Raw genomic sequence first — 14,236 nt, forward strand, 5'->3', positions numbered from 1 at the left:
AGGTGAAACCGCCGTGAGGGGCTAAGGGGAGGGAGACAAACGGACCGGCAAGGCCTACGACCCGCCGGCCGCTAACAGCGACAGCGTGCGCACATTGTCGGAGCCTTCGAAGTCGGCAAGCCGGGTCGGATACTGGCCGGTGAAGCAGGCGTCGCAGAATTGCGGCTGCTCGTTGTCGCGGCCGGCCTCGCCGACGGCGCGGTAGAGCCCGTCGATCGACAGGAAGCCGAGCGAATCGACGCGGATGAACTCGGCCATCTCCTCCACCGACATGCGCGACGCCAGCAGCTTCGACTTTTCCGGTGTGTCGACGCCGTAAAAGCAGGAGGCGCGCGTCGGCGGCGAAGCGATGCGCATATGCACTTCCTTGGCGCCGGCATCGCGCACCATCTGGACGATCTTCTGGCTGGTGGTGCCGCGCACGATCGAATCGTCCACCAACACCACGCGCTTGCCTTCGATCATGCGGCGGTTGGCGTTGTGCTTGAGCTTGACACCCATGTGGCGGATCGAATCGCCGGGCTGGATGAAGGTGCGGCCAACATAGTGATTGCGGATAATGCCGAGCTCGAACGGAATGCCCGCGGCCTGCGAAAAGCCGATCGCCGCCGGCGTGCCCGAATCCGGCACCGGCACGACGATGTCGGCCTCGACCGGACTTTCCTGCGCCAGCTCGGCGCCGATGCGCTTGCGCACTTCATAGACGTTGCGGCCTTCGACCGACGAATCCGGCCGCGCGAAATAGACATATTCGAAGATGCAGAAGCGGGTCTTCTGCGGCTCGAACGGGAACAGGCTTTCGATGCCCTTGCTGGTGACGACGACCATTTCGCCGGGCTTCAGGTCGCGCACGAAACGCGCACCGATAATATCGAGCGCGCAGGTCTCGGAGGCGAGAATCCAGGCGCCGTCGAGATCGCCGAGCACCAGCGGGCGGATGCCGAGCGGGTCGCGGCACCCGATCATCTTCTTGGACGTCATCGCCACCAGCGAGAAGGCGCCTTCGACTTGGCGCACCGCATCGATGAAGCGCGAATTCAGGTCGCGCTCCTTGCTGGTGGCAACCAGGTGCAGGAGCGTTTCGGTGTCGGAGGTGGAAGAGAAGATGGCGCCTTGCTTCTGCAGGGCGCGCTGAACGGTCATGGCGTTGGTGAGATTGCCGTTATGGGCGACGGCAAAGCCGCCATCGGCAAGTTCGGCGAAGAAAGGCTGGATATTGCGCAGACCGGCGCCGCCGGTGGTGGCGTAGCGTGTGTGGCCGATGGCACGGTTGCCTTGCAGGCTGTCGATGACACGCTGCTTAGTAAAGGTGTCGCCGATCAGGCCGACATGGCGTTCGACATGGAATTGGGTGCCGTCATAGGAAACGATGCCGGCCGCTTCCTGGCCTCGATGCTGCAACGCATGCAGACCGAGCGTTACGATGGCTGCGGCGTCCTGCCGGCCGAAAATGCCGAACACGCCGCATTCGTCGTGGAAATGGTCGTCGGCTTCGGCGGAAAGCACGTCGTCTGCGTCTGCCACTGAGGCTGCCATTGGGGCTCAAGCTCCGCTAAAGTCGCCATATAAGGTCATAGCGCATCGAAAGCAACGCACGTCGTGCGGCGTTCACATGATCGACAGTCTTGAGCCTCGCAAGTCCGTCGAAATCAGTTTGCCGGCGCCGGATTTGCAGGTGCCGGCGTCGCGGGCGCATTGTCGGCCGGCGGCGCATCGCTGTCGTCGGGTGCCGGAGCAGTGGCGTCGTCGCCGGCGGCAGGGGCTTCCGCTGCAGGCGCATCGGGGGCCAGAGGCGTCTCGGTGGCCGGCTGATTCGGATTGAGCTTGTTGAGGATGGCGTTTTCCGGATCCTCGGGCAGCAGGCTTTCGAGCTTGGCGCCGATCGATTCGAGCAATGGCTTTGACTTGGCGTTGGCAATCCAGCCTGGAGCCTTGGCGCCGGCCAGCCAATTGAAGAAAAGCAGCGCGACAGCGACGACCAGGATGCCGCGCGCCGCGCCATAGAGGAAGCCAAGTGTACGATCGAGCGCGCCGATCCTGGAATCGATGATCCAGTCGGCGAGCTTCATGGTGATGACCGAAACGACGATCAGCGCGACAATGAAGACGATACCGGCGGCCGCCGCCATGGCGGCCTTTTCGTTGTCAACATAGGGCTGAATGTAAGGCAGCACCGGCTTGTAGAAGAAGAAGGCGGCGGCCGCGGCGGCTGCCCAGGAGATGATCGACAGGATCTCGCGAGAAAAGCCGCGAACCATAGCGAGCATCGCCGAGACCAGGGTGAAGCCGACGAGAATTCCGTCAAGCAGCGTAATCGGCATGTTTTTCGCCCCACTCCGATCTCTTTTTCACGGCCCGACGAGCCGCATCACTCTTGCTCGTCGGCGCGGCTGCGCCGAGAGCCGGCTATTCGCGCCACGAGATCGGCAAGCTCGGTGGGCTGGAAAGCGCTGGCTCCGATCCCCCCGACCGCATTACCACCAACAAGTTCCTCGCTGCCCAAGGGCAGAACCGCGCGTCCGAAACCCAGCTTTTCGGCTTCCTTGAGGCGCTGCTGCGCATGCGCAACCGGCCTCACCGCACCCGACAGGCTGATTTCGCCGAAATAGACGCAATCGGCGGGAAGGGCAAGACCGGTGAGCGAGGAAACCAGTGCCGCCGCCACTGCCAGGTCGGCCGCCGGCTCCGAAATGCGGTAGCCGCCGGCAACGTTGAGATAGACGTCGTGCGTGCCGAAGCGGACGCCGCAATGGGCTTCCAGAACCGCCAGGATCATCGACAGCCGGGCACCGTCCCAGCCGACGACGGCGCGGCGCGGTGTGCCCAGCGTCGATGGCGCCACCAGCGCCTGGATCTCGACCAGCACCGGCCGTGTGCCTTCCATGCCGGCGAAAACCGCGGCACCGGGCGACTTCGCATGGCGCTCACCGAGGAAAAGCTCGGACGGATTGGCGACTTCCCGCAAGCCCTTGTCCGACATTTCGAAGACACCGATCTCATCGGTTGGCCCGAAGCGATTCTTGACCGTGCGCAGGATGCGGTAGTGGTGGCCGCCTTCGCCCTCGAAATAGAGCACCGCGTCGACCATGTGCTCGACGACGCGCGGTCCGGCGATCTGGCCCTCCTTGGTGACGTGGCCGACCAGAACGATCGCCGCCCCTGTGGATTTTGCGTAGCGGATCATCGCCTGGGCGGCGGCACGCACCTGGGTCACCGTGCCGGGCGCCGAATCGGCCATATCGGTCCACAGCGTCTGGATCGAATCGAGAATGACCAGATCCGGCCGCTTGCCATCGGCGATGGTGGCGAGGATGTCCTCGACATTGGTTTCGGCGGCGAGTTCGACCGGGGTGTCGGCGACGCCGAGCCGCTGGGCGCGCAGCCTGATCTGCGCGACCGCCTCTTCGCCCGAGACATAGACGATGCGGTGGCCCTTTGCCGCCAGCCCGGCCGCGGCCTGGGTGAGCAGCGTCGACTTGCCGATGCCGGGATCGCCGCCGACCAGCAGCGCCGAGCCGCGCACGAAGCCGCCGCCGGTGGCGCGGTCGAGTTCGCCGATGCCGGAGACGATGCGCGGCGCGTCCTCGATGTCGCCGGAGAGGCTGGTCAGCACCACCGCGCGGCCCTTGCGTGCATTGCGCGTATTGGCCGGGCCGGAACCTATGCCGCCTGACGTGCCTTCCTCGACCAGCGTGTTCCACTCGCCGCAGGCATCGCATTTGCCGGCCCAGCGCTGATGCACCGAACCGCAATTCTGGCAGATGAACTGAATGCGGGATTTGGCCATCAGGCGCGGCCTGCGACAATTGAAAGACAGGTCGGCGGGACAGCGCCCCCCTCTGTCCTGCCGGACATCTCCCCCTCAAGGGGGGAGATTGGCAGCTCCGATATTGCCGTACATCTAGCAGCATTGACGATTGCCGAAAGCCGAAATGACATCCGATCTCCCCCCTTGAGGGGGAGATGTCCGGCAGGACAGAGGGGGGTGCGAAGGAATGAGACCTGTATCAAGAGGTCACTCGAACCGGTCCGGCAAATGATGCTCTTCCGCAAGGTCCGAGAAGCGGGTGAACTCGCCCTGGAAGGCGAGGCTGACCGATCCCGTTGGGCCGTGGCGCTGTTTGGCGACGATGACCTCGGCCTTGCCGCGCATCTCGTTCATCTCGTGTTCCCATTTGATGTATTCGTCGGTGCCCGGCTTCGGCTCGCGGTTCTTCAGATAATATTCCTCGCGGTAGACGAACAGCACCACGTCGGCGTCCTGCTCGATGGAGCCCGATTCGCGCAGATCCGAAAGCTGCGGGCGCTTGTCGTCGCGGCTCTCGACCTGGCGCGACAGCTGCGACAGCGCGATGATCGGCACCGCCAGCTCCTTGGCTAGTGCCTTGAGGCCGGTGGTGATCTCGGTGATTTCCTGGACGCGGTTCTGCGAGGATTTCGCGCTCGATCCCTGCATCAGCTGGATATAGTCGATAACGATGACGTCGAGGCCGCGCTGGCGCTTCAGGCGACGCGCGCGGGCCGACAGCTGAGCGATGGAAATGCCGCCGGTCTGGTCGATGAACAGCGGGATTTTCTGCATTGTCTGCGAGCAGGCGACCAGCTTTTCGAAATCCATCTCGCTGATCTCGCCGCGCCGGATTTTCGATGACGGGATTTCCGTCTGTTCGGAAATAATGCGGGTGGCCAGCTGTTCGGATGACATTTCGAGCGAAAAGAAGCCGACGACGCCGCCATTGGCCGCCTTGAACGAGCCGTCCGCCTGCTGCGCCGGGACATAGGCCTCGGCGATGTTGAAGGCGATATTGGTGGCGAGCGAAGTCTTGCCCATGCCGGGGCGGCCGGCAATGATGATCAGGTCGGACGACTGCAGGCCGCCCATGCGGCGGTCGAGATCGCGCAAGCCGGTAGCAACGCCCGACAAATGCCCGTCGCGCATATAAGCCGCATTGGCCATGTCGACGGCGGTCTTGACGGCATCGGTGAAGCTCTCGAAGCCGCCATCGTAGCGGCCGGTTTCGGCCAATTCGAACAGGCGCCGCTCGGCATCCTCGATCTGGTCGGAGGGCGACATGTCGACCGGCGCGTCATAGGCGATGTTGACCATGTCCTCGCCGACAGTGATTAGCGCGCGCCGCGTCGCCAGATCGTAGATGGCGCGGCCATAGTCGGTGGCGTTGACGACGGTGACGGCCTCGACCGCCAACCGCACGACATATTGCGCCACCGTCATGTCGCCGACCTTCTCGTCGGCCGGCAGGAAGGTCTTCAGCGTGATCGGCGTCGCGATCTTGCCCATGCGGATGAGCTCGGCCGCGACCTCGAAGATCTTTCTATGCAGCGGCTCGTAGAAATGGCCGGGCTTCAGGAAGTCGGAGACGCGGTAGAAGGCATCGTTGTTGACCAGTATGGCGCCGAGCAGCGCCTGCTCGGCCTCGATATTGTTCGGCGCCTCGCGATAGAGCGGTGTTTCCGCCACGCCGAATTTTCGTGCTGCCTCTGCCATGATGTCCCCGGTCCTGATCCCCGTCTCTCGATATCAGAACGAGACAAGTCGGTGATGACTTATCTGCATCAGTCCCCAACCAACCAACTTTGATGCCCGCGATTCACAGCCAGGATCTTTCGGTGGAAAGAATCTCGATTGACTCGAATCAAGATGGCGAGCCTAGCCGTTCTCGGGCGAGAACAAAACAGGAAAATAGCTGCCGGTCATTCCGGCAAGGCATCACCCCAATCCAGTCGCCGCGCGGCCTTGAACGTCTCGCCGTCGCGCTTGGTGAACAGTCGCTCGGCAGCACCCCCATCCTGTTCGCAAAGCTTCAGCAAGACCTTGCCGGACCCCGACTTCGGCGGTGCGATCACTCGCGCTCGAGGCGGAGCGGCCGGATGGCGGGAGGCCGCGACAAAGATGAATTTCTCGTCCTCCCACGGCACCTCGGCATCCTTGGCCAGACGGTGTAGGCGCGAGCGGGCGACGCGGCGGGCGAAATGGCACCAGTCGGGGGCAACGAGCGGGCAGGGCGCCTCATGCGGGCAGGGCGCAAGCACGTGCGCGCCGGCCTCGATCAACTGCCGCCGCACGGCAAGAATACGCTGCCAGCCGGCCGGCGTGCCCGGCTCGACCACCAGCAGCGTGTCTGCGGTCAGCTGCCAGAGCCGGTCGACGAGTTTTGCCAGCGATGCCGGCGCGATCTCATCCAGCACATAGGCTGAAGTCACCAGCTCGGCCGGCTCCAGATCGACCAGGTCGATGGTGATGTCGCCGGTCCGCCAGGCGGTCCTGGCCGTGATCGCATCCGCGGCAAGTGCTTCGCCGACCCTTCGTACCGCGGCGCCGGCCTCGAGTAGCACCGCCTGTTCGAGATCCGGCCAGAGATTGATTGTGGCCCAAAGCACCGTGCCAGGGCCGGCGCCGACATCGAGCAAGGTCTTCGGAGCATAGTCGGGCCGAGACTCGCCCACCGCATCGAGGCTGGCGCGAACGGCCGCATAGGTCGCCGGTAGCCGCGTTGCCAGATAGGCCTTCACCGCCATGTCTTCGGCCATGTGCAGGCGACCGTCGCGCAACTCTGCGCGGTAGCGGTCCGACAGCGTCTTTGCCGCTTGCTTAAGCATCGGCAAAGGCACCTGTTCGAGAAGGCGGTCGACGCCTTGTCTAAGCGGGACGGGCAGTTCCATCGCTTAGGCAGTCCGAGGTGCGAGCAGAATGACCGAGGCGCCAACGATGCAGATCGCGGCACCGGCAAGATCCCAGCGGTCGGGGTGCACGCCTTCCGCCAGCCACAGCCAGGCCAGCGAGGGGGCAATGTAGATGCCGCCATAGGCGGCGTAGGCCCGGCCCGCCGCGCTGGTGTCGACCAGCGCCAGCAGCCACGCGAATAGCACGAGCGAGACGAGACCGGGCGCCAACCACAGCGGCGACTTGTCCAGCCGCCGCCACGCCCAGAACGAAAAGCAGCCGGCGATCTCGGCAAGTGCGGCGGCGACGTAGAGGAGGTAGGTCATGAAAAAAGGGTCCCGCGTTTGACGGGACCCTTTTCAGCGTGCCGGCCGGCAATGGCAAGTGGCGATGGCGTGATGCCGGCAGTCTACTCCGGATCCGCCACCTTGCGGCGGCGAGTGGGCTTGGCAACCGGAGCCTTTTCGCGACGTCCAAGATCGCGCATCTCCAGCGCCTTCTCGCAACTGGCCATGTAGTCGCGCGTCATCGGCAGCGTGTCGTTCTTCTTGGCAATCTGGATCTGGAAGATCACCAGATCCTGCCAGCGGAAGGCAGCTTCCGAGGCGGCAAGATAGAACTCCCACATGCGGCAGAAGCGCTCGTCATAAATCGCCCTGGCCTTGTCGCGGTTGGCCGCGAAGCGCTCGCCCCAATGCTTCAGCGTCTCGGCATAATGCAGCCGCAGAACCTCGATGTCGGTGACGACGAGCCCCGATTTTTCGATGGCCGGCATCACTTCGGATAGCGACGGGATGTAGCCGCCCGGGAAGATGTACTTGCGGATGAAGGCGCTGGTTGCCCACGGCACGCCGGAGCGGCCGATCGTGTGCAGCAGCATGACGCCGTCCGGCTTCAGCAGCGTCGCCGATTTGTCGAAGAAGGTGCGGAAATGATTGACCCCGACATGCTCGAACATGCCGACCGAGACGATGCGGTCGAAACGTTCATTGAGTTCGCGATAGTCCTTGATGTCGAAATGCACCCGGTTTTGCAGGCCTTGCGCATGGGCGCGGTCGGTGGCGACGCCGTGCTGCTCGGTCGACAGCGTCACGCCCTGTACGTCGACGTCGAACGCCTTGGCTAGATAGAGCCCAAGCCCACCCCAGCCGGAGCCGATATCAAGAACCGTCTGGCCGGCCTTCAGCCTGAGCTTGGCGGCGATATGGCGCTTCTTGGCTGCTTGGGCCTCGTCGAGCGTCATGTCCGGCTGCTCGAAATAGGCGCAGGAATATTGCATGTCCTCATCGAGGAAGAGGCGGTAGAGGTCGCCCGACAGATCGTAATGGCGCTGCACGTTGCGGCGCGCCCGCGACGCCGTGTTGATCTGCTGCAGGCGCCGGAAGGCGTGGCGCAGACCTTCGATCGCCTTCGACCAGGTGGCATCGATACCGCCGCTGCCCATGTTCTGGAAGGCAATCCGCATCACCCCCAGCACGCCGCCCTCGAGAATGTCGAGTTCACCGTCCATGTAGGCTTCCGGCACCGCCAGCATCGGATCGAAGGTTATTGCGCGCTCGGCATGCCTTGTCTTGATGTGCATGTGCACCGGCTCGCCGCTGCCGTCACCGAAAGTCACCATCGAGCCTTGCGGCCCTGTCACCTTGAGATTGCCTGTGCGGACCAGGCGGTCGAGAACGCGTTTCAGCAGAATATTCATGACCAATTGTCCCCTCTCGGCCAGACATGCTGTCCTATTCTGCATCAAGATATAGGGGTTCGAAAAGTTCCATTTGGCATAAAAATGCCCGGGTACGAGGCCCGGGCATTGGTCCAGAATAGCGATTAGCCGGCGAATGCCGACGAATGACGATCAGCCGTTGTCTTCGCCGCCTTCGAACTCCGCATTCGGATCGAAGAAGTTTTCCGGCCGCGCATTATCGTTGATGTCCTCGCCGTAGATGGCTTCGGCGGTGGTCAGCGTTTCGCCCTTGGCCTGGCGCTCGGCTTCGTCGGCCGTGCGGGCAATGTTGAGCGTGATGGTAACCTCGACTTCCGGGTGCAGCGCGATCGCCACATTGGTGACGCCGATGGTCTTGATTGGCTGGTTGAGCAGGATCTGGTTGCGGTTGACCGAAAAACCTTCCGCCGTCACCAGCTCGGCGATGTCGCGCGTCGAGACCGAACCATAAAGCTGACCGGTTTCGCCGGCCGAGCGCACGGCGATGAAGCTCTTGCCGTCGAGCTTTTCTGCAATCTGCGCGGCTTCGGACTTGCGCTCCAGGTTGCGGGCTTCGAGCTGGGCCCGCTGCCCCTCGAACTTCTTCTTGTTAGCTTCGTTGGCGCGCAGCGCCTTGCCTTGCGGCAGCAGGAAATTGCGGGCGAACCCGTCCTTGACCTTGACGGTATCGCCCATCTGGCCGAGGCGGGAAACGCGTTCGAGAAGAATGACTTCCATGGTTTTGTTCCTTCGCTTGGGCGCTATCCTCAGGATCGGCGCCGAGTTGTCTGGAACAGGTCAGGAAGCTGGGGCGTCGCCGCCTGTGTCGCTGTCCTGCCTGTCGCGGCAGTTAGGATCTCTTGTCGAAATCCAACCCGGGATTTGGTGTTCGATCCGGCTACGCCCGTCGTGGCCGGTGAAAAGCGGGCGGCGAACCGCCCGCTGGCTAGACCATGATCCCGAAAAGTGGAAACCGGTTTTCGGATAAGATCATGGTCAACTAATCAGTGTTAGCGGACCACGTAGGGCAGCAGGCCGAGGAAGCGGGCGCGCTTGATCGCCTTGGCGAGTTCGCGCTGCTTCTTCTGGCTTACGGCGGTGATACGCGATGGCACGATCTTGCCGCGCTCGGAGATGTAGCGCTGCAGAAGCCGCACGTCCTTGTAGTCGATCTTCGGCGCGTTGGCGCCGGAGAACGGGCAGGTCTTGCGGCGACGGTGGAAGGGGCGCCGGGTTGGGATCTGGTTGATGTCGACCATTATTCTGCGGCTCCTTCAAAGCCTTCGCGCGGACGGCGCGGGCCACGATCGGCACCGCCATCCCCGAAGCTGCGCGGCGGACGATCACCACGGTCACCGCGATCGCGGTCGCCGAATGAGCGCGGGCCACGATCGCCACGGTCGCGGTCGCCGAAGCCGCCGCGTTCCGAGCGCTCTTCGCGCTTCTGCATCATTGCCGACGGACCTTCCTCATGCGCATCGACCTTGATGGTCAGGAAACGCAGCACGTCCTCGGACAGGCCCATCTGGCGCTCCATCTCGTTGAGCGCGGCCGGCGGGCAGGTGATGTCCATGAGTGTATAATATGCCTTCCGGTTCTTGTTGACCCGGTAGGTGAGGGACTTCAGTCCCCAGTTCTCGACCCGGCCGACGGACCCGCCATTCGCGGTGATGACGCCCTTGTACTGTTCGACAAGCGCATCGACCTGCTGCTGCGAGAGGTCCTGCCGGGCAAGAAACACATGTTCGTATAGAGCCATAGTGTTCGTGCCTTTCTTCGTTTCTCTCCCGGTTCCCGGCGGCAAAAGCCTCTGCAACTTCTCTGACCCGCAATCCTTGCGAAGGCGGGGAAGAAAGGAGCATGACGAGACGGTCGAGAGCGGAGACACGGGAGGCGGAAGCGCTTCTGGCTTCACGCGAAGGTTTCGAAAAACCTCCGGCCCTCCGTTCAGCCCCCAGCAAGGACCGGCAGATTGCGGGCGTCTATACAGGAATTTGACCGCAAAGCAAGGCCAAACCACGGAGCAAACGGCCCTACCGTCCCAGAGCGCCACGGGTCTCGACGGCAAGGCTTGCGGATTCCTGAAACCGGACCTTAACCACCATGCGAAGTTCCAGCACCGGCGGGCGTGGCGGCAACCCGTCGTTCATCATGCGGATGCAAAAGCAAACAGTCTGCGCGAGTTCGGCAGCAAGGCGGTTTGGGGACAAAAATGCTTTTCGACAAATTCTGCCGTTCGAAGAGCGGCAACTTTGCCCTGATGCTGGCGTTCGGGCTGCCTGCGGTTCTGACCGCCGTCGCCTTTGCCGTGGACGTGTCCACCTTGATGAGGGCCAAGGTCAGCTTGCAGAATGCGCTCGATGCCGCGAACCTTGCATCTTCGCATCTCGGCGACATCGAGGCTTCGCGCAAGGACGTCTTCGACCGCTACTTCCAGACCAATGTCGCCGGCCACAGCGAGTTGAGGAACGCCGAAGCGACGCTTACCGTGGAAAGGGGCCTCAATTACATCCAGACCAAGGCTGTCGCCACGGCGGACGTCAATTTGAACTTCGCCTTCCTGTTCGGCAACGACAAGCGCATCACCGTCGATGCCGGCGCCGTCGAATCGACCAATCAGCTCGAAGTCGTGCTGGTGCTCGACAACACCGGGTCGATGGCCAGCAACGATCGCATCGGCGCATTGCGGACGGCGGCGACGGCCCTGATTGATATGCTCGAAGCGGCGAAGTCGCCGACGCGCAGCGTACGTGTCGCGGTGGTGCCGTTCGTCACCGCCGTCAACGTCAAGGGCGAGGACTACGATCCGGCCTGGATCGACATGGCCGGCAAATCGCCGAACAACGGCGCCAATTTCCCCTCGGTCGGCGGCAAGCGCGTCAACCATATGGATCTGTTCAAGCAATTGGGCGTCGAATGGAGAGGCTGCGTCGAAGCGCGGCCAGGAACCAACAATGTTTCCGACATTTCGCCCGACCAAAACAAACCGGACACCCTGTTCGTACCTTATTTCGCGCCGGACGATCCAGGTAACGCTAGAAATCCAAACAGCTCCTACGGCAATTCAGCGACCGGCTACAACAATTCCTATCTCGACGATACCGTCGTCACCCTGCTTCCCGGCCTCACCAGCGACATGGCGAAGTACAGTGTTTCGACGATGAAGCTGATCAACGACAAGAGAGGCCCACTGACTATCGGCCCAAACCGGGCCTGTCCGACGCCGATAGTGCCGCTGACCGATGATTTCGACAAATTGCGGAAGGCCGTCGGTGAGATGATCGAATGGAACGGCTCGGGGACCAATGTTTCGGAAGGCTTGTCATGGGGGATGCGGGTGCTCTCGCCGGAACCGCCTTACAGCGACGGCGCGCCGTTCAGGGCGTCAGGCACGACCAAAACGGTGCTGCTGCTCACCGACGGCGAGAATGTTGTCTATGGCGCGAAGGATACGCCACAGAAGTCGGACTATGGCTCCTACGGATTCCTGGCCTCGGGTCGGTTTGGATCCAGCGACCAGACCGCGGCTGCGCGCAATGTCGACGATTGGACAACCAATGTATGCAACACATTGAAGAAGCAGGACGTGCAGATCTTCACAGTGCTGCTGCAGGCCGACACCGCAGCCAACCGCAAGCTCTACGAGGCCTGCGCATCGTCGCCGTCGGATTATTACCCGACCAACGACGTCAGTCAGCTCGAAAGCGTCTTCCTGAAAATCGGAAGCTCGATTTCGCAGCTGCACTTGACGAACTGAACGACGTCGGCCGCTCTCCCGCCGCCGCTGCTCAACTCGTGTGTGCAGCCACTTTGCCCGTGGTTTCGGGGAAGAAATCGGGCGCCGCATGGCGCTTGCCGAACATCATGTCGTATTGCAGCAGACGGAAGTCGCGGATTGCCGGATCGATCTCTTTCTGACGCGACCAATCGGGGGTGGCGTCGCCTCCCGGTGCCAAAAGCAAATTGCGGTCGATAACGCGGTAGCGCTCTCGCAACTGTCCGAGGAAGCCGGTGTAATAGGGATGGCTGATGCCGGCTGTCTTCAGGATATGGTAGGGCAGGAAGGACGGGCTGACGGCGCCTAGATCCTCGGCCGGGCCGCTGCGATTCGACCAGACGATCAGCGGCGTCTGGTGGTGCAGCAGCATCTGGTCGGCCGCCTCCTTGCGCGGCGCAACATTGTCCTTCAGGAAGCCGGTCTCGACGTAGACCGGCCCAAGCGGCGGCAGATGGTCGCCGAAGAACGCGATGACGGTCGGCCGCTCGCGTTTCTTCGCCCATTCGATCAGCCGCTCGAGGCCGCGGTCCGCGTCGGAAGAGCCTTCGGCATAGCTCAACAGCGATTCACGGGCCCATTGGCTGATCGGCGCCTGCACCTTGTGGGTCGGATTGTTATAGCGATACGGCTCATACGGCCCGTGGTTCTGCAGGCTGACGGCGAAAAAGAACACCGGCTCGGCGCTGGTATCGGCTTCGTGGATGATCTCGTCGGTCATCGCAGCGTCCGACGCGAGCGGTCCGCGCTTCTGCATGGGCGGCAACGTCTCCTCGGACTTGAAGTCGTTGAAGCCGAAATCGGCATAGACGGCCCCCCGGTTCCAGAACCAATTGGTGCCGGGATGGATGGCGCGCGCCCGGTAGCCCTGACTTTTCAGGAAGGTCGCCAGCGAGGGAGTCGGTGTCCGCACATATTGCTGGTAGGGAATGCTGCCCGCCGGCAGGAAGGCGTTGGAAAAGCCGGTCAGGGCCTCGAACTCGATGTTGGCCGTCATGCCGCCGAACTCGGGCGAGAACATGTAACCCGTGCGCAGTGCCCGCACATTGGGGATAGGGTCGGGTGTGATGGTGACGCCAGGCAGCTTGGTCGGATCCCAGAAGGATTCGCTCATGACGACGATGATGTCGGGCTTCTCGGCAGGTACCGAGGCGGTCACCTGCGGTTTGCCGATCGCTTCGATCGCCTTGTCGGAATAGCCGGGCGGCGCCGAGACATGCGCCATCGGAACGTTAAGCGCGAAGGCGAGCGCAAAACCGTTTGAGGCATAGTTTTCCTTCTGGTCCCACATGATCGGGATGATCTGCAGCCGGTCGCGCGTCCACGAGAAAGTGGCATAGTCCATGATGGAAACGAAGAAGGCGATCAGCGGTACTGTCAGCGTCAGCCGGGCAAGGCGGCCCTTGTGGCTGAGCGCCGGAACGCGGCGGCGCCATAGCCGCCAGCCATAGACGAGCAGCGACAGCCCGCCGACGATGCCGATCGCCAGGGCAATGGCGGTTCCCGGGCGATCGCGTACCAGAAGCGGCATCAGTGCCACGATCTGCCGGGAATAAAGGAAATCGGTCGGATAGAGCGGATCGCCGAGATACAGCGACTTCTGGTGGCCGACGAACGCCAGCGACAATGTCAGCGGCGCGACGATCATCAGGCTCTGATGACTGCGGCCGAGCACGGCGTCGAGGCCGATGAGGATCAGCGCAAAAATGATGATCGTGGTCCAGCCGGGTTTGAAAGGCTGCAGAAAGAAATCAATGGTGCCGGCAAAGTTGCCGCGCACGATCAGTTCGATGGCAAACACAAGGATGGCCGCAGCCAGCAAGCTGATAAGGCCATAGCGGATGACAGGCCATTTGCGCGCCGGCAGATAGCCGGTCGACGGATCGCCTTCAAGAAACTGGGGCGCCGCCTCGGCTGCGCTCTGCTTGGTCTTTGCCACTTCAATAGTTCCCCGGCCCGCAACAAAAGCGTCACTCGATTGTCATCGAACTGTCACGCAAAGCCTAGCGCCTGTGGCGGAAATAAGAAGAGCCAGCAAACAAATCGTGAGCGGTTTTCATCATGAGTGATCGCCAAAAAG

12 protein-coding genes are annotated in these 14,236 nt (G+C 62.6%); 1 reads left to right on the plus strand and 11 read right to left on the minus strand.

Annotated elements, in window-relative coordinates:
* Positions 1-54: 54 nt before the first annotated feature.
* The 10 genes from purF to rpsF all read right to left on the minus strand — a co-directional run bounded on the left by purF (position 55) and on the right by rpsF (position 10,140).
* A complete protein-coding gene (purF, locus tag NKH99_RS06680) occupies positions 55-1,524 on the minus strand; it encodes an amidophosphoribosyltransferase (RefSeq protein WP_023677717.1) in 1,470 nt (489 codons plus the stop codon).
* Between the two features lie 125 nt (positions 1,525-1,649).
* Entirely contained in the window at positions 1,650-2,321 is a 672-nt protein-coding gene (locus tag NKH99_RS06685) for a CvpA family protein (RefSeq protein ID WP_023677716.1), read from the minus strand.
* A 47-nt stretch (positions 2,322-2,368) separates the two neighbouring features.
* A complete protein-coding gene (radA, locus tag NKH99_RS06690; protein ID WP_353013314.1) occupies positions 2,369-3,787 on the minus strand; it encodes a DNA repair protein RadA in 1,419 nt (472 codons plus the stop codon).
* A gap of 228 nt (positions 3,788-4,015) precedes the next feature.
* Positions 4,016-5,506, minus strand: a complete 1,491-nt coding sequence (locus NKH99_RS06695; RefSeq protein WP_023677714.1) for a replicative DNA helicase — start codon at positions 5,504-5,506, stop codon at positions 4,016-4,018.
* A gap of 206 nt (positions 5,507-5,712) precedes the next feature.
* On the minus strand, positions 5,713-6,681 hold the full coding sequence (locus tag NKH99_RS06700) for a small ribosomal subunit Rsm22 family protein (protein WP_352542732.1): 969 nt from the start codon (positions 6,679-6,681) through the stop codon (positions 5,713-5,715).
* A 3-nt stretch (positions 6,682-6,684) separates the two neighbouring features.
* Entirely contained in the window at positions 6,685-7,008 is a 324-nt protein-coding gene (locus NKH99_RS06705) for a YnfA family protein (protein WP_352615836.1), read from the minus strand.
* An 83-nt stretch (positions 7,009-7,091) separates the two neighbouring features.
* Complete coding sequence (locus tag NKH99_RS06710) at positions 7,092-8,381, minus strand: cyclopropane fatty acid synthase (RefSeq protein ID WP_352471088.1); 1,290 nt, start codon at positions 8,379-8,381, stop codon at positions 7,092-7,094.
* 153 nt (positions 8,382-8,534) lie between these two features.
* Positions 8,535-9,119, minus strand: coding sequence for a 50S ribosomal protein L9 (rplI, locus tag NKH99_RS06715; protein WP_254820243.1), 585 nt, complete (start codon positions 9,117-9,119; stop codon positions 8,535-8,537).
* A gap of 272 nt (positions 9,120-9,391) precedes the next feature.
* A complete protein-coding gene (rpsR, locus tag NKH99_RS06720; protein WP_006203718.1) occupies positions 9,392-9,640 on the minus strand; it encodes a 30S ribosomal protein S18 in 249 nt (82 codons plus the stop codon).
* Positions 9,640-10,140 carry a 30S ribosomal protein S6 gene (rpsF, locus tag NKH99_RS06725; RefSeq protein WP_292663863.1) on the minus strand — a complete coding sequence of 167 codons (501 nt, stop codon included), beginning with the start codon at positions 10,138-10,140 and terminating at the stop codon, positions 9,640-9,642. Before rpsF ends, rpsR begins: the two co-directional genes overlap by 1 nt.
* A gap of 453 nt (positions 10,141-10,593) precedes the next feature.
* Between rpsF and NKH99_RS06730 the strand changes: the two genes are divergently transcribed.
* A complete protein-coding gene (locus NKH99_RS06730; RefSeq protein WP_352493156.1) occupies positions 10,594-12,138 on the plus strand; it encodes a pilus assembly protein TadG-related protein in 1,545 nt (514 codons plus the stop codon).
* Between the two features lie 31 nt (positions 12,139-12,169).
* Here the strand turns inward: NKH99_RS06730 and NKH99_RS06735 are convergent, their stop codons facing one another.
* Positions 12,170-14,095: an LTA synthase family protein gene (locus NKH99_RS06735; RefSeq protein ID WP_352493155.1), complete on the minus strand. Its 1,926-nt coding sequence runs from the start codon at positions 14,093-14,095 to the stop codon at positions 12,170-12,172.
* Between the last annotated feature and the right edge of the window lie 141 nt (positions 14,096-14,236).

It is taken from the genome of Mesorhizobium sp. M0854, assembly GCF_040319815.1.
Classification (GTDB): Bacteria; Pseudomonadota; Alphaproteobacteria; order Rhizobiales; family Rhizobiaceae; genus Mesorhizobium.